The organism is Vibrio sp. R11-SG3-ISO9 (genome assembly GCF_059834255.1).
In genome coordinates, this window is record NZ_JCBDGU010000035.1 from 95,848 (window position 1) to 109,545 (window position 13,698).

Sequence of the window (13,698 nt, forward strand, 5' to 3'; positions counted from 1 at the left end):
GTTTATTGATTTATGTATTTCTAATTAATTTTACACCCTCATATTTAAAGTTATTTTCAATATAACTTTGTTTTATATCTCTAGAAATATAGGGCTGCGGTTTTAATTTAAATCGATGAAATACATGAATTATCTTTCTGGGTTGCGTTAAAAAAGTAGCCTTTAGACAATATCTAATTCGCCATATCATCCTATCGAAATTACGATATTATATAGATATCGAGTACCTTGAGAGCGTGAGCTATGAGCAACGACATCCCCAATTTTAACCTTTTAGCGGTTTTTTCAGCCGTTATGGAGCAAGGAAGCCTCAGCAAAGCTGCAACTCAACTGAGTACCAATCAGTCCACGATAAGTACTTCATTGAGCCGCTTAAAGAAAGAGGTGGGGCAAGAGTTGTTTGTTCGTAAAGGCCGTGGTGTGGTACCGACGTCGTATGCTCAGATGTTGTACCAGCAGGTCAAAGCACCGATTGAACAGCTTAACGGTGTGTTTAGTTCAATGGCGGACTTCGACCCTCAAAGCTCTCATCGTAAGTTTTCACTTTCGAGCCCTGAACATTTGCAGTGGATGTTGCTCAACCACTTTGGTTCATTGCCTAATCCGAACCTTCAACTTGCCGTTCATGACCAAGATGATGATGACGAAAGCATTTACGAAGATCTTCTGACTAACAAGTATGATGCAATGATCGACATCGTGGTTCCTGAGCATCCAAGTATCGAAAGCGTAAAGTTACTTGAAAGCGACTTTGTCGTGGTTTGTAGAGAGGGGCATCCGAGGATTCTAGGCAAGATTACGCAAGAACAGTTCCTACAAGAGAAACATGCGGTATTAGAGCGAAGGCGTCGTAAGGCTAGAAGCCTTGAGCACTATACATCGCTCGACTTGTCGCAAAGGGAGATTGTGTTTCGTGGAAGGTCGCTATTCAGCAGTATGTTGTTGGTGAGTCAGTCGGATTACGTTACAGCGCTGCCAACATCGCTGGCATTGCAATTTCAAACGCAACTAAAGTTACAGCTCTTTAAGCCACCTTTCGAGTATCAACCTATTTCTCATTATCTGATCTGGCTTAAGCGTCAAACATCAGACCCAGCTCACCGCTGGTTTAGAGAGCAAGTTTTAGGGTCGTCTCACAAGCTTTCAGACATAACCAACGACAAACCTTTGGTCTTTTAGTCGTCTCTCCCAACTCCTTTTTAGTTGTCCTCGACTGGTTAGCTAATCGCCAGCCCTGTCTGTCTTTCACCCTGTTCAGTGATTTGATGTTGATAACAAAAAATTATTAGATTGATAGCTAATGATAATTTCACGTCTCTAGGTTCATTTCGTAATATTCATCTCAAGAAATGGCGAGTGCCAATGATTTTTTCTGCGAGTACGCAGAGCCCAATAAGGTGAAATTATGAAATTCCTACATACTATGATTCGCGTTGCTGACCTAGATAAGTCGATTGAGTTCTACACAAAAGTGTTGGGCATGAAAGAGCTAGAGCGTCACGAAAATCAGGAATATCGCTACACACTTGTGTTTGTTGGTTATGAGCAGGGCGGTACAACCATCGAGCTGACTTACAACTGGGATACCAACGAGTACGAGATGGGCAACGCCTTTGGTCACTTAGCATTAGGCGTTGAAGATATCTACTCGGCATGTGCTGACATTAAAGCTCTGGGTGGCAATGTTTCTCGTGAACCTGGTCCAGTTCTTGGTGGCACAACGCATATCGCGTTTGTTAAAGATCCTGATGGCTACGCTATCGAACTTATCCAACTAGAAAAATAATAAGGGCAGAAAAATGAAAGACGCACTATTTCAACCAATTCAATTAGGTTCATTGACTCTAGCAAACCGTATTGTGATGCCTCCGATGACTCGCTCTCGTGCAACACAGCCGGGTAACATTGCGAACGAGATGATGGCTGAATACTACGCGCAGCGTGCTTCTGCTGGTCTTATTATTGCTGAAGGTACTCAAATCTCTCCAATGGGCCAAGGCTACGCTTGGACTCCGGGCATTTATACTCAAGAGCAAATCGCTGGCTGGAAAAAGGTGACTGATGCAGTACACCAGAAAGGCGGTAAGATTTTCGCACAGCTATGGCACGTAGGCCGTGTAACGCACCCAGATAACATCGGCGGCGAACAACCAATTTCATCATCTGCACTGAAAGCGGAAAACGTGAAAGTGTTTATTGATAATGGTACCGACGAGCCGGGTTTTGTTGACGTGGTTGAGCCGCGCGAAATGACCAAAGATGACATCAAAATGGTGGTCGAGCAGTACCGCCAAGCAGCTCTGAATGCGATTGAAGCTGGTTTTGATGGTATTGAACTTCATGCAGCGAACGGTTACTTAGTGAACCAGTTTATTGATTCTGAAGCGAATAACCGTACAGATGAATACGGTGGTTCTATTGAAAACCGTCTGCGTTTCCTAGGTGAAGTGGTTGAAGCTATGGTTGATGCCATCGGCGCTGACCGTGTTGGTGTTCGCCTTGCACCATTCACGTCATTAAATGGTACGGTTGATGCGACACCTGTAGAGACTTACACAGCGGCTGCTGCGTTACTTAACCTATACAAGATCGTTTACCTACACATTGCTGAAGTTGATTGGGACGATGCCCCAGAAACGCCAAAAACATTCAAAACAGCGGTACGTGAAGCGTATCAAGGTGTATTGATTTGGGCTGGTCGTTACAACAGTGAACGTGGTGAAGAAGCGGTGGCAGAAGGTACTGCGGATATGATTGGTTTCGGTCGTCCATTTGTTGCGAACCCTGATTTACCAGCGCGTATTCAAAATGGTTACCCATTGGCTGCGCACGATCCTAACACTCTGTTTGGTGGTGCGGAAAAAGGTCTGACGGATTATCCAGAATATACTGCCTAATTAATAAAGACGGTTTATACTGTTTTACTTTGTAAATTAGCAACCTTGCTTACGTGGGGTTGCTTTTTTTGTTCTGGCTCAGTTGATTATTAATCTGAGCAAGCTTTAGGGTTAGGAATAATGAAACTAAAAGCACTTGGTGGTGAAGCTTATCTATTAGGCGCAACGCTATTGGCAGCAGTCGGATGGATTGCGTCAAAGCTGGTGGTACTGGAGATGCCAGGGCCGCTATTCATCGGTGTGCGTTTTTTCATTGCTAGCCTGATTCTTCTGCCATTCTGTTTTCGTTTGATTCGTCAATTGAGTTGGTCTCAATTGTTGGGGATAGCGGGTGTCGGTTTGATTTTATCCGGCTCACTGCAGGTGTGGGTATATGCTGTCTCGATTACTGACAGTCTCTCTGAAGGGGCATTCATTACCAGCCTAGCAATGATCATTGCGCCGTTTGTTTCTTGGCTTATTTTCCGTGTGAAGCCAAATCGTGCGTTCTGGTTGTCGTTTCCTATCTCAATCATCGGCATGTTACTGCTCACGCTCACTAACGGTTGGGCGTTTGAAGAGAGCCAAATCTACTTTCTACTCGCTTCAATCATGCTGTCGCTGCATTTTGTCATGAACAAACGAGTAACGAACAATGTTAAGCCTATAGCTTCGATCTGTATTCAGCTGTTTATGGTGGGTATCAGCGGGATGGCATTTGCTGCAATGACGGGGCAGCCTGAATTCGAAATTACCGGTTCGTTGGTTTTCTGGTTTACGGTGTCTGCGGTGGTCGCAACAGCGATTCGTTACTTGTTACAAACGGTAGGGCAACACTCTGTGAATATGGAGGTTGCCGCGCTTATTATGATCCTTGAACCTGTATGGACATTGATCTTAAGCGTGACCATGCTTGGTGAGACGGTTGAGCTACAAAAGCTTGCCGGCGGAGCGGTGATTATTGGCGCACTGTTTTGCTATATTCGCCTGTCGAGAAAGGGCTAATCCACCACCGCTTGGCATAATCCAAGCGGGGTATCATGGCTACCAGTTAGATATCAGCAACCATCTTTTTCAGTAGCTGAAGCATCTGTTGTTGCTCGGACTCATCCAAAGCACCTAGTAGTTCCTTGTTCAAGCGCATTGGAATTGGGATTAGGGTTTCTTCAAGCGCTTTTCCCTTTTCAGTTAGATAGATTCTAAATGAGCGACGGCTTTCAGGATCGGCTCTACGTTCAACAAGCTCTAGCTTTTCGAGTTTGTCTAGAGTACGAGTCGTTGTTGAATTCTCCACCTTTGACTTGATAGCAATGTCTTTTTGCGTGACACCTTCTTCTTCCCACAAGCACATCAAAGTTGGCCATAAAGCGATGGTGAGCCCATGCTTTTTCAGTTCATGATCGAACTCTTTCGAGGCTTTGTTGGCGATCACATTGATCATCCAGCCAAAACTGTTTTGTCTATCAAACGTCTCAGACATTATCGAATACCTATCTAGAATAGTGATGCTACAACTATTGCCATCGTAACTAATACCGCTGCAATTAGCACGACAAAAGCTTTTCTATTCGAGGCAAAGTGCAATACATCGCCAGCGTTTCCGTGTATATCCGTTGAATCCATTGTTTTTCGCCCACTGATCATCGCCCAAACTAAAGGCTTTGAGCGTATTTTGTAGATGATGATAGCGAGCAGGTGCAGGGCTACAAACGCGACCAAAGCACGTGCCGCAATGATGTGAAGTGTGACCATTGCGTTAAAGACTTCATCGGTTAGCCATTGTCCGATTACGTTATCCAATAGGCCAGCAATGACAATCCCACTTAAACATTGAAGCGTTAGAACTGCGATCATCGCGACAACCATCCATGCACCAAGTGGGTTATGACCTTGCTTGGTCGATTCTTTGCCTGATAGATATCGAACGATCTTGGCTGGTGACGAGATAAATTGAGCGAAGCGACTGGTGTCGCTACCCACCATACCCCAAATGATTCTCCAAATCAGAAGCGAGAATAGGGCAAGCCCCAGATAAATATGCGGTCCTTGTCCATTAAAGCCTGATGCGGCGAGTCCAACGAAGAGTGCAGCTTGAAGCCAGTGGTATAGGCGAGTCGGTAAGTCCCAAATCTTCATAATGTGATTCCTGATGTAAGTAGGTTTGAATTTAATTTACACAGCAATAGTTGCAATTGCAACTATTGCTGTGTAAATTAATCTTCATTGAGTTTATCAACCGCCCTAAAATTCGCCCAGAATAGAGAATCGATTATGAAAAAATTTAGCGTGAAACCATTATCTTTAGCTGCCCTTGTTACTTTTATCGCCCTGTCACCACTTTCAGTTTCTAACGCTGCCGCTGAGCAAACGGTGGATGCGGTACAAGCCCGTCAAGACGCTTTTCAATCGATTGAAAAGTTGAGTAAGTCGGCAAAGTCCGGGCTTAGAAAGAACAATGTGGATTGGTCTTCGGTGCAACAGACCAGTCAACAGTTAACGGTGCACGGTGAAACCTTGTTGGTGAGTTTTGATAAGGGTAGTGAAGGCGGAAAAGCAAAAGCAGATGTTTGGAAAAAGCCAGAAAAGTTTGAGCGTCTGATGTTAGAGATGAACGAAGGTTACCAAGAGCTACTGCAAGCAAGCTTAGAGCAGAATAGCTCAGCGGCAAAAAGTGGTTTAGATAAGGCCAACGGAACATGCAAGGCCTGCCACCGTAGCTATCGTTCTCGTTGGTAAAGTGCAAACGCCGAGCAGTACTAATCTACGCAATAGTCGGAGTACTGACGGGTTAAACAGTGAGTGATGTATTGATTCGCGGTGCACAGCAGATGTTCGTGCTGTGCACCGACTAGTGATATGTCGTAGTTGCTGAAGAGCCTCTACTGGAAAGCGTCAGTCTTATTGCTTGACCGTTACTTTTGAGATGACAATATCTTCACATGGTACATCTTCATGTCCCCAGCGTGTCGTTGTTGGCGCGACACCAATTTTCTCTACAACATCCATACCTGCAATGACTCTACCAAACACTGCGTAGCCCCAACCTGCATTGGTCGTCGCTGTGTGATCAAGAAAATCATTGTCATCTAGGTTGATAAAGAACTGAGCCGTTGCTGAGTGTGGGGCATCAGTACGCGCCATCGCAATTGAACCTACGACATTTTTTAGACCGCGGTTTGCTTCGTTGACGATAGGTGCGCGCGTTGGTTTTTCAGTCATATCAATGGTGTGGCCGCCACCTTGGATCATAAAACCTTCGATCACTCGGTGAAAAGTTGTCCCCTCATAAAAGCCGTCTTCACAGTACTTCAGAAAGTTCTTAGAAGTCACTGGCGCTTTATCAAAGTTCAGTTCGATTTCGATATCACCAAAGTTTGTCGTCAAAATGATCATAGAATTACTCGTTGTATTGCTAGATAAATAATGAGTGGAAGTATACGTGAACGCTGCTGAACAGCCAGTAATGATACTGGCTTTCGCACAACTGTTTTCGGGATTAGCGTTGGTACTGTTTTAGGAACATCTGCACGCTAGAGTCAATAATGTGGTTTCGTTGTGCCGTATCTGGAGAAGGTGCGTGACCGATGATCTGCGGCCAGAACGCGAATGACTTAAGCAGGGCGATAAATTGAGTTGAGGCGAAATGAGGGTCAAGTTCAATTAGGCGTTCGTCTGCTAGCGCTGCTTTAATCCAAATGGTCAAGCCACTCTCAGCTTGAGAGTATTTCTCCATTGCTTGATAAGCGAGTTCTTTGTTGTGGAAGTACTCAGAAAACAACACACGAGAAAGATTAATAAAGCCCTCAGATTCAAGTAAATCGAGTTCTTGATTGGCAATTGCAGTCAGTTGCTCAGCCAGTGACTGCTCCTGCTGATATGGGAAGTGAGTTGCGGCTAACGTTTTGGTCCAGATGCTATCGAGAATCTCATCTAACAACAGCTCTTTGCTGGCAAAGTGGTTGTAGACAGTGCGCTTCGATACTTCTGCTCTCGCCGAAATCTTATCCATGCTGGTGGACTTGTATCCATTTTCGGTGAACTCGGCAATAGCAGCTTCAACGATAGCTTCACGTTTCTTCTGGCTCAGTGTTTTTTTAACGGTCATTAGAAATACAACTCAATCTCAAATTAGCACGGTATTCTATTATTTTACACTAAGTAGTTTACTTTTAGTATCAAGGATTGTGCTGTAGCGCTTTGCTTGACTGGCTGGGTAGCATAGAATCGAAGCAGGTTCCTTATTTTTAGTTGTTAGAGAGAAGAGAATTAGACATCAATGAGTAGTATTTTAGAGTGTATTCGTACTGTTGGACGAGGAGAAAGAGGTCGTAAGCCTCTGACGTTTGAACAGGCCTATCGCATCATGGATGAGTATTTGAGTGGTCAAGTTGGAGATGACCAGATGGCGATGCTACTGATGCTAATTCGTGTACAAAATGAAACGAATGAAGAGATTGCTGGTTTTGTTAAAGCATTCCAATCTCGAGTTCCAGATTTGGGCGCAGACATTGATTGGCCTTGTTATGCCGGTAAACGCAACGATTCAAGCAGCGGTAAGCCATGGAACTTGCTGGCTGCGAGAATTTTAGCGGATAGTGGCTATAAGATATTAATGCACGGTTATATGGACAAACCGAGTGGCCGAACGCATGTAGAAACGCATCTTCAAGATGTGAATGTGCAGCGTGCTGACAATCCTGAGCACGCGAAAGAGATCCTAGAGAAAGAGGGCATTGCCTACCTTCCTTTGGCAAACTTTGCTCCTGAAGCTCAAACCATGATTGGTTGGAAACACCGTTACGGTTTACGCACGCCAATTAATACTGTGGTTCGTGCCCTTAACCCTGGTGGTGGTCGATTAGGTGTCCGTGGCAGCTTTCACCCAGGTTTCCCTCAATTACACGCGGAAGTTGAGCATGTAATCGGTAATAAGTCGCACTCGGTGATCTCCTTTAAGGGGCAGAACGGTGAATCGGAATATAACCCGAAGGTAAGCCAAACCGTTTGGTTGAGTTCTCCTGAGAAGGTCGAGTCTTTTTATTGGAAGGGCAGCATGCATGAAGGACTATCGCTACCTGAAAGTTGTGTGTTCGGCACCCCAGAAGACGAAATGGAGATGATGGCTAACAGCGTAGTCGATACGATGACGGCGGTATTGTTTGCTGAGACTCACGATAAATCAGAAGCGTATAAACGTGCTTCTGAGCTGTGGGAAGCGTATTGTCGCCTTTAGCTTTGAATGTCGATAGCTATTGAAAGTCGACGAATTAAGGTCAGCAGTGCTGGCCTTTTTTATGTGCGATTACTTTACTCGCATCAAGCGATGTGAAGTGTCACCCAGCTGCAATTCAATGATTTGAGAGATTCCCATCTTATCGACGCGTTCGAGCATGTTCTCGCTATATCCGCGGTTTTTCATCCATTCTAAAGGTTCTTTGAAGCCATCTTCGTTGATGACGAAAGACTGATCTGTGATCGCTTCTTCTACGATATGGATAACCCAGATGCGAGATTGAAAGTCTAAGACTTCGTTGAAGAATGATTTGATCGAAGTAAGGAGTTTGGAAGCCATAATGCGCCGAGGTTGAATGGTCGAAATAGTCAGATGTGTCTGTATCTCCGTCTAAGATACGAAAACTTGCCCTTTGTTTCAATTTCTACTCCTATTTCAACTTTAACTCTGGCAAAGCCAAGAAGCTATATCACTTGAGTGAGTTTGCGGCTTTGCTTTTCGATACAGCTGACTGCTGATCAAGATTCTACGAAACGGCTAAAGTCAATTTCATGCTCTTTTTGATATTTGACGAGTCTGATTTTTAGTTCGCGTTTGGCTGCCATTTCGATGGCAGCGTAGGACATTTTGGTGATTTCTTCACTGCAGTTAGACATCAATGGGCGCTCTTTTTCATTGAAGTAACCAATGAGGGTTTTATCGATACCGTCTTTGTCTGCATAGACAAAAGCATAGAGAGCTTGGTGATATTGCATACGTCTTTTATCGGCTAAAAACTGGTGTGCAAGCAAGATTACAGGATCTCGAATCACAAAAAAGTATCAAAAAGTAATGGCTTGTAAGGATATGGCTGACGTTTATTACAACTCGCTTTATGTGCCTCAGCCCTTATGCCACCTCACATTTCTTATAAATTAGGTTTTGCCTATCAATAAAATTGTTGAAATCCATTTAGTAAAATCAAGATTTTAGACAACAATTAACATATAGGTACGACATAAGACGTGGCTAAGAGTTTTTAGGGAGAAAGCGATGAATTCGATTAAAGTGAAAGATTACATGACGCTACAGGTTGTGACGTTCACTCCTGATATGCCGTTAAGTCTCGCGCTAGACAAAGTTATGCGCAGTCACCATATGGGTGGTCCCGTAATTGATGAAAGTGAGAAAGTGATTGGCTTCCTTTCGGAACAGGATTTGTTAGAAAAGTTGGTGAAGGTGAGCTATTTCTGCCAAGACACACACACTGTTGGTGACTGTATGTATCGAGAGGTGCTTTCAGTATCTCCAGACCTTTCGATTATTGAGCTGGCAGACTTAATGAAAGTCGGCAAACCAAAAGCATACCCAGTTATCGATAATGACAGACTGGTTGGCATCATCACTCGTACTGACGTTTTGAGAGCGATCGGTAAAAACTTAGATGATTGCTTCCAACATCCTGTATAATTCATTGTTCGAAATGATTATTTTTACTGATTAATCTAAATTGACAAAAGGCGCACTAGCGCCTTTTGTTATTTGTAGAGTCCACACTGCTTTTACGCTTTCAACCACGGAGACGATTCATGTCAAATCAAACGGCCAAGTTTGTCGAAGGTTCAACAATGCGCCACATTTTGGTGATGTCTGGAGCGGGCTCTGTTGGTTTGATGGCTCTGTTTGTGGTCGATCTCCTGGATATGCTGTTTATCAGTATGTTGGGTCAGGTTGAATTGGCCGCAGCTGTTGGTTTCGCTGGGACGCTAACGTTTTTCTCAACCTCTGTTTCAATCGGTACCTCGATTGCAATGGGTGCTTTAGTTTCCAAAGCCATTGGCGCCAAAGATAGAGATCACGCGAAACAGCTTAGTGTCAGTATCATGATGACGGCGTTTGCGATCAGTTCACTCGTAACGGCGGCAATGTATATTCATATTCCCGAACTGTTGGATGCTATTGGTGCACAAGGGCTTGCCGCAGAAAGAGCACAAGCCTACTTGCAGATTCTACTTCCTAGTGGTCCATTCTTAGCTTTGGCAATGGCGGCGGGTGCTGGACTGAGAGCTGCTGGTGATGCGAAGCGCTCTATGTGGGCGACACTGTCGGGGGGGATCGTGAATGCGATTCTCGATCCGCTGTTTATATTTGGATTTGGTTGGAATATTGAAGGGGCAGCATTGGCCTCAGTCATTGCTCGTTTTACCGTGTTGTATTTCTCTCTTTATCCTCTCATTCGTAGCCACGACTTAGTAGCGAAGCCATCAATCGCTCATTGGCGTTTCAACCTTCGTCCTATTCTTGCCATTGCTTTGCCAGCCATAATCACCAACACCGCAACGCCAATCGGTAACGCAATTGTGACAACGGGTATCGCGCAATATGGCGAAGACTTTGTTGCAGGGTTTGCGGTAATTGGCCGTTTAACGCCAGTCTGTTTTGCCGTAATTTTTGCGCTGTCTGGTGCTGTTGGTCCTATCATTGGTCAGAACTTCGGTGCCGAGCGTATGGATAGAGTGAAGGAAACGCTCAACAATTCCCTGCTTGTTACAACCGCGTATACCATTGCCGTTTGCATCTTGCTTTACTTCCTACAAGACTTCGTTATTTCGATGTTCAGCCTACAAGGCGATGCCTCGATCATTGTTGCGGCATTCTGTAGCTACGTTGCGATCACCTTTACCTTTAATGGTGCTCTGTTTGTTGCGAATACATCGTTCAACAACTTGGGCAAACCTCTCTATTCAACGGCGTTAAACCTAGGTAAAGCGACGCTCGGAACTTTGCCTTTCGTTTACCTTGGCTCTCAATGGTATGGTGCTCTTGGTGTTTTGTATGGCCAAGCGCTAGGGAATGTGGTGTTTGGTGTACTGGGTGTTCTCGTGTTGCGTTTCCATATTGCAGAGCTAATGAAAGGCGCTGAGGTTGAAGTGGAACAGGAGGATGTATCAATGGTGAGTTTGAATACCCAACCTTTCTGTTCTCATGACGCGGTATTAATTGATGACGTCTCTGCTAACCGAGAAGAGCTGAGCGACGCAAAATCTTAAACAATTTCTTGTTATTTCTCCTTGACCCTGGAGGTGACTCCAAGGTTTATACTTCGGGTGTACTGGAGGGGTATTTCGCCTATCTCAACTAGGAACACCTTCAGCAGTCGAGTATTAAGGAGAATTTATTATGTGTGCAAAACATGCCGCGTGCCGCTCAACCAAAGCGGATATTCAAAACAAACCTGTAGCTTCAAGCTGCGGTAGCCCTAAAATCACTAGCATTACTGCTGCTTCTACCAGCTCATCTTCGTGCTGTGCAACAGCTGAGCCCTCTGCTGGCGGCGATAGTTGTTGTGGTACTGACAGTGGAGAAGAAGACCGGCTGTCCTCAGTTGTTGAATTAAACAGTAAACTCACAACAAGTTGGCTTGTTTCTGGTATGGACTGTCCAGCCTGTGCACGAAAAGTAGAAAAAGCCGTTTTAGCTATTCCTGGTGTTATTGAAGCCAAGGTTCTGTTTGCGACGGAAAAGCTGGTCGTGAAATACGATCAAGTTGAACTCACAGAAACCATTGAAACCGCCGTTCAAAAAACGGGCTTCAGTTTGAGTGAAGTTGGCGCTAAGAAAAAGCAAGAGCCAGCGACGTTCTGGCAATCATACATTCAGCCAAACCTCCAAATCATCGCGATTGCCGCAGCGATGTTATTCGCGACCCTAATCAAAGATTTCAGCCCTGTTTTAAGTGAGCGATTGTTCATTGTCACCTGTTTACTTGGACTTTACCCAGTCGCAAAACAAGCGGTGAAACTGGCTCGTTCTGGTACTCCTTTTGCCATCGAAACCTTGATGAGTGTTGCTGCTTTAGGTGCCCTGTATTTGGGGGAAACAGTAGAAGCAGCCATGGTTCTTTTGTTGTTCTTAATCGGTGAACGTTTAGAGGCGTTTGCTTCATCCCGTGCACGCAGTGGTGTACAAGCATTGATGGCGTTGGTGCCTGAAAATGCCACTCAAATTGTTGATGGAGAACGTGTCGAAGTTGCAGTGACGGAACTTAAGCCTGGCGATGTTATTGAAGTCTCTCCTGGTGCTCGACTGCCAGCAGACGGTCAATTGATCACTTACGCCGCTAGCTTCGATGAGAGCGCACTCACAGGTGAGTCTGTCCCTGTTGAACATGTAAAAGGAAACGCCATCATGGCGGGTGCGGTTGTGGTCGATAAGGTTGTTCGTATCACGATCACTTCTAAACAAGGTGAGAATGCGATAGACCGAATTCTTCATTTGATTGAAGAAGCAGAATCACGCAAAGCACCACTAGAACGATTCCTAGATAAATTTAGCCGTTGGTATACGCCGCTAATGATGTTTGTGGCATTGATGGTGATTGTGATCCCGCCGAGCTTGTTTGCTCAACCTTGGGAAACTTGGGTCTATCGCGGTCTAGCACTACTGTTGATTGCATGTCCATGTGCCTTGGTTATCTCAACACCCGCTGCGATTACGTCTGGGTTGGCTGCGGCGGCAAAACGTGGTGCCTTGATTAAAGGCGGTGCTGCACTAGAGCAGTTAGGTAAGGTTGAAACCATTGCGTTTGATAAAACCGGGACACTGACTGAGGGCAAACCACAAGTTACTGATGTGACACCGTTGCAAGGTTGGAACGAGCAACAGTTATTGCGTGTGGTTGGTGCGATTGAAGTTGGCTCAAGTCATCCATTAGCACTGTCTCTCGTCAATAAAGTTAAAGAGATGGGGATTGATATCCCTGAATCAGAGAATAAACGTGCTCTTATCGGTAGTGGCGTTGAAGGTGACGTCGACGGGCATACTTATCAGGTGCTTTCGCCATCGAAAGTGACATTTTCTCTCGATTCTTCAGTACAAGAACAGGTTGCTTCGCTTGAAATGCAAGGCAAGACGGTGGTAGTGGCAATAGAGCTTCCTCAAACCGTCATTGGTTTAATCGTGTGGCAAGATACGTTGCGCAGTGACGCCAAAGCTGCAGTAGAGCGTTTAAGCCAGTTGGGCGTTGAGTCGATTATGTTGACGGGCGATAACCCGCGCAGTGCCGAGGCAATCAGCTCTGTGGTTGGCATGCAGTACAAAGCAAGCTTATTGCCTGCGGATAAAGTGAGTTACGTTGAAGAGCTGACTCGCCGTTCTCATGTCGCTATGGTGGGCGATGGTATTAATGACGCGCCAGCAATGAAAACTGCCAACGTAGGTATTGCTATGGGAGGCGGCACCGATGTCGCTTTGGAAACCGCAGACTCGGCACTGACTCACAATCGTCTAACTGAACTGCCAGCTATGATTGAGCTGTCACAGGCAACCATAAGAAACATTCGTCAGAACGTCGCTTTGGCGTTGGGGTTAAAAGGTGTCTTCTTGGTGACGAGCCTGTTTGGTATTACTGGCTTATGGGTAGCCGTGCTTGCCGATAGTGGCGCAACCGCGCTTGTGACACTTAATGCTTTAAGACTACTAAGATTTAAGTCAAAAGCTGATTAGGGCGTCTAATTAGTTACAGGACGCCTCTGGTTTATTAAGCGCATGTTGTTTGATTTGCGTTTTATGAATTAGAGGCGTTTTTTTCGTCATTATTATGCAACGAAG

The 13,698-nt window shown here is 45.1% G+C and carries 15 protein-coding genes; 9 read left to right on the forward strand and 6 right to left on the reverse strand.

From position 1 onward, the window contains the following. Nucleotides 1-243 precede the first annotated feature (243 nt). The 4 genes from AC6R05_RS11300 (at nucleotide 244) to AC6R05_RS11315 (ending at nucleotide 3,881) form a co-directional block, all read left to right on the forward strand. Entirely contained in the window at nucleotides 244-1,179 is a 936-nt protein-coding gene (locus AC6R05_RS11300) for a LysR family transcriptional regulator (protein WP_500647407.1), read from the forward strand. 226 nt (nucleotides 1,180-1,405) lie between these two features. Beyond that, nucleotides 1,406-1,786: a lactoylglutathione lyase gene (gloA, locus tag AC6R05_RS11305; protein ID WP_032549520.1), complete on the forward strand. Its 381-nt coding sequence runs from the start codon at nucleotides 1,406-1,408 to the stop codon at nucleotides 1,784-1,786. A gap of 13 nt (nucleotides 1,787-1,799) precedes the next feature. Continuing rightward, entirely contained in the window at nucleotides 1,800-2,897 is a 1,098-nt protein-coding gene (locus AC6R05_RS11310) for an alkene reductase (RefSeq protein ID WP_152468418.1), read from the forward strand. A gap of 117 nt (nucleotides 2,898-3,014) precedes the next feature. Then, nucleotides 3,015-3,881, forward strand: coding sequence for a DMT family transporter (locus AC6R05_RS11315; protein ID WP_500647433.1), 867 nt, complete (start codon nucleotides 3,015-3,017; stop codon nucleotides 3,879-3,881). Between the two features lie 46 nt (nucleotides 3,882-3,927). Here AC6R05_RS11315 and AC6R05_RS11320 read toward each other — a convergent pair whose 3' ends face one another. Together AC6R05_RS11320 and AC6R05_RS11325 are read right to left on the reverse strand one after the other, a co-directional pair. Beyond that, nucleotides 3,928-4,356 (reverse strand): MarR family winged helix-turn-helix transcriptional regulator, encoded by a 429-nt coding sequence (locus AC6R05_RS11320; protein ID WP_150895265.1) that lies wholly within the window; start codon nucleotides 4,354-4,356, stop codon nucleotides 3,928-3,930. A 14-nt stretch (nucleotides 4,357-4,370) separates the two neighbouring features. Next, nucleotides 4,371-5,012, reverse strand: a complete 642-nt coding sequence (locus AC6R05_RS11325) for a cytochrome b/b6 domain-containing protein (RefSeq protein ID WP_500647408.1) — start codon at nucleotides 5,010-5,012, stop codon at nucleotides 4,371-4,373. 135 nt (nucleotides 5,013-5,147) lie between these two features. On the opposite strand from AC6R05_RS11325, the gene AC6R05_RS11330 reads away from it, so the two are divergent. Beyond that, the gene (locus tag AC6R05_RS11330) at nucleotides 5,148-5,612 is read left to right on the forward strand and encodes a c-type cytochrome (protein ID WP_500647409.1); all 465 of its coding nucleotides are present in this window, start codon (nucleotides 5,148-5,150) and stop codon (nucleotides 5,610-5,612) included. A gap of 162 nt (nucleotides 5,613-5,774) precedes the next feature. Here the strand turns inward: AC6R05_RS11330 and AC6R05_RS11335 are convergent, their stop codons facing one another. Together AC6R05_RS11335 and AC6R05_RS11340 are read right to left on the reverse strand one after the other, a co-directional pair. Beyond that, on the reverse strand, nucleotides 5,775-6,269 hold the full coding sequence (locus AC6R05_RS11335) for a peptidylprolyl isomerase (protein WP_500647410.1): 495 nt from the start codon (nucleotides 6,267-6,269) through the stop codon (nucleotides 5,775-5,777). Between the two features lie 103 nt (nucleotides 6,270-6,372). Beyond that, nucleotides 6,373-6,981 (reverse strand): TetR/AcrR family transcriptional regulator, encoded by a 609-nt coding sequence (locus tag AC6R05_RS11340; RefSeq protein ID WP_500647411.1) that lies wholly within the window; start codon nucleotides 6,979-6,981, stop codon nucleotides 6,373-6,375. Between the two features lie 171 nt (nucleotides 6,982-7,152). Here AC6R05_RS11340 and AC6R05_RS11345 point away from each other — a divergent pair, with 171 nt between their 5' ends. Next, nucleotides 7,153-8,109, forward strand: coding sequence for a glycosyl transferase family protein (locus AC6R05_RS11345; RefSeq protein ID WP_500647412.1), 957 nt, complete (start codon nucleotides 7,153-7,155; stop codon nucleotides 8,107-8,109). A 69-nt stretch (nucleotides 8,110-8,178) separates the two neighbouring features. Here AC6R05_RS11345 and AC6R05_RS11350 read toward each other — a convergent pair whose 3' ends face one another. Together AC6R05_RS11350 and AC6R05_RS11355 are read right to left on the reverse strand one after the other, a co-directional pair. After that, a complete protein-coding gene (locus tag AC6R05_RS11350) occupies nucleotides 8,179-8,448 on the reverse strand; it encodes a hypothetical protein (RefSeq protein ID WP_500647413.1) in 270 nt (89 codons plus the stop codon). A gap of 179 nt (nucleotides 8,449-8,627) precedes the next feature. Continuing rightward, nucleotides 8,628-8,921, reverse strand: coding sequence for a hypothetical protein (locus tag AC6R05_RS11355; RefSeq protein WP_500647414.1), 294 nt, complete (start codon nucleotides 8,919-8,921; stop codon nucleotides 8,628-8,630). A gap of 220 nt (nucleotides 8,922-9,141) precedes the next feature. On the opposite strand from AC6R05_RS11355, the gene AC6R05_RS11360 reads away from it, so the two are divergent. From AC6R05_RS11360 to AC6R05_RS11370, 3 genes are all read left to right on the forward strand, one after another. After that, entirely contained in the window at nucleotides 9,142-9,558 is a 417-nt protein-coding gene (locus AC6R05_RS11360; RefSeq protein ID WP_152468427.1) for a CBS domain-containing protein, read from the forward strand. Between the two features lie 119 nt (nucleotides 9,559-9,677). Next, nucleotides 9,678-11,138, forward strand: coding sequence for an MATE family efflux transporter (locus AC6R05_RS11365; RefSeq protein WP_500647415.1), 1,461 nt, complete (start codon nucleotides 9,678-9,680; stop codon nucleotides 11,136-11,138). Nucleotides 11,139-11,268: 130 nt separating this feature from the next. Continuing rightward, nucleotides 11,269-13,593 carry a zinc/cadmium/mercury/lead-transporting ATPase gene (locus AC6R05_RS11370; RefSeq protein ID WP_500647416.1) on the forward strand — a complete coding sequence of 775 codons (2,325 nt, stop codon included), beginning with the start codon at nucleotides 11,269-11,271 and terminating at the stop codon, nucleotides 13,591-13,593. Nucleotides 13,594-13,698: the final 105 nt, after the last annotated feature.